Consider the following 1,619-nt stretch of genomic DNA (forward strand, 5'->3'; position numbering starts at 1 on the left):
GTCAATGTCATTAAGTTAAGAGGTTATTGCAATGACAAGTGGATAAAAAATGATTGAAATTGATTTTCAGAGTCGTCATAATATAGTAATTATAAAAAAATGTATGACAAATAAACAGAACAATTCTGCATATAAAATGATATGTGTTTGACCTTATTATGATATCCTATAATTAAAGCAAGTGAGTATACGTTTTTTCTTTTGACGGGGATAGGATCGTCCATTACGTACTGGAAGCATGTACTTTCTAATCAAGGCTTCAATATTGGGCGGTTTTGCGTCGTTAGGTAGATTAAATAGATATTTACAAATTTGTACAGCACGCGTGAAATTTGATTGATAGGTGAGTTTTTTTTCGTATTGTTCAATGATTACCTGAGAAGTGATCATCGAACAGTAGTTGTACATTATAAGTTTTCCTAATATCTCCTGTTCTATGCAAGATTGCTCTTTAGAATGAAATTGATTTAAGCCCACAGAATATTTAAGTTCTCTAAAGGATGTTTCTATGCCCCAGCGCATATTGTATATTTTTTTTATGTCATTAGCCGAAAACTCATTTTTATCAAGATTTGTGACAATCAACTCATAACTACCTGCGCCTAATTTAAAACGTACAAATCGTAAATTAAGTGTATAGAAATCAACACCTTCTTGGTTTGAGATGTCAACTCCCCCTATATTAGAAACTCTTTTATAGTATAGTAGGGATTTCCGTGCTTCATTTGCACCTGAATAAGTTAGGTTTCTTGGTTTAGAGATATCGAACTCTTCGGTTTCAGGATACTCATCAGCTAAAAGAAGGCTGTTAAACCTTTTATCTCTTATTCGGATTACAAATTTCCAGCCTTTCTCCTGGGTATGACAAAAAACGTTATAACCTTCGTAGCCGCGGTCTGCCACTATTATTGTAGGTTCAGAAATAGTACTCTCATCGACCATATCACAGCACACTTTTTTTTCGGCGTCAGACTTCACGCCTCTTATCCTGGCATCTATATAAATCCTATTTAATAAATCATAAATTGCATTGAGACTTAACAGATTATACCCACAAACACAATCTCTATCTTTTTTATAGGAATCGACGTCTAATGGGTTATGTGGAATGTTGATTTTAGATCCATCAATTGCTAATAATCTGTATCCACGAAAGGTCTTAAATTCACTTTTGCATGCTACAAAGCGCTTAAGAAGAAAAAGGAAAGCGGAAATTTTTATCTTTTTACGTTGTTGGACAAATGCCGAGCAAGTAGCAGTAGATTCATCATAATCAAAAAACTCTAATAATTCTTTATCAATACTGTTTCCATTCATTGTTAGCAGAAACTTTAACATTGTTGCAAAATCCAGTTTTCTTTTTCGTGTAAAATCCTTATTGGGATTGACAACGAAAGGCGAAGGAGCTGATGCCATCTCATCCATAATGTCGAAAAGTTTCATTTTTAATTGGTTAGAATAATTCATAAATGTGATACCTCCTTAAAATAGTATACTCAAGAGGCTTCGCCACATTTTTCGGAGATTTTGTCAAGCTTTTTTTGAGATTTATGCAAAAAAAAGAACAGTTTATGAAACCATTCAAAGTATTATCCTTAACTTAATGACATTGACATGGA

General features: G+C 33.2%; 1 protein-coding gene. It reads right to left on the minus strand.

All coding sequences use genetic code 11. From position 1 onward, the window contains the following. Window positions 1–156: 156 nt before the first annotated feature. A complete protein-coding gene (locus tag P0N36_RS15245) occupies window positions 157–1,467 on the minus strand; it encodes an IS4 family transposase (protein WP_275843740.1) in 1,311 nt (436 codons plus the stop codon). Window positions 1,468–1,619 lie beyond the last annotated feature (152 nt).

This window comes from Petrocella sp. FN5 (assembly GCF_029210395.1).
Lineage (GTDB): Bacteria > Bacillota > Clostridia > Lachnospirales > Vallitaleaceae > Petrocella.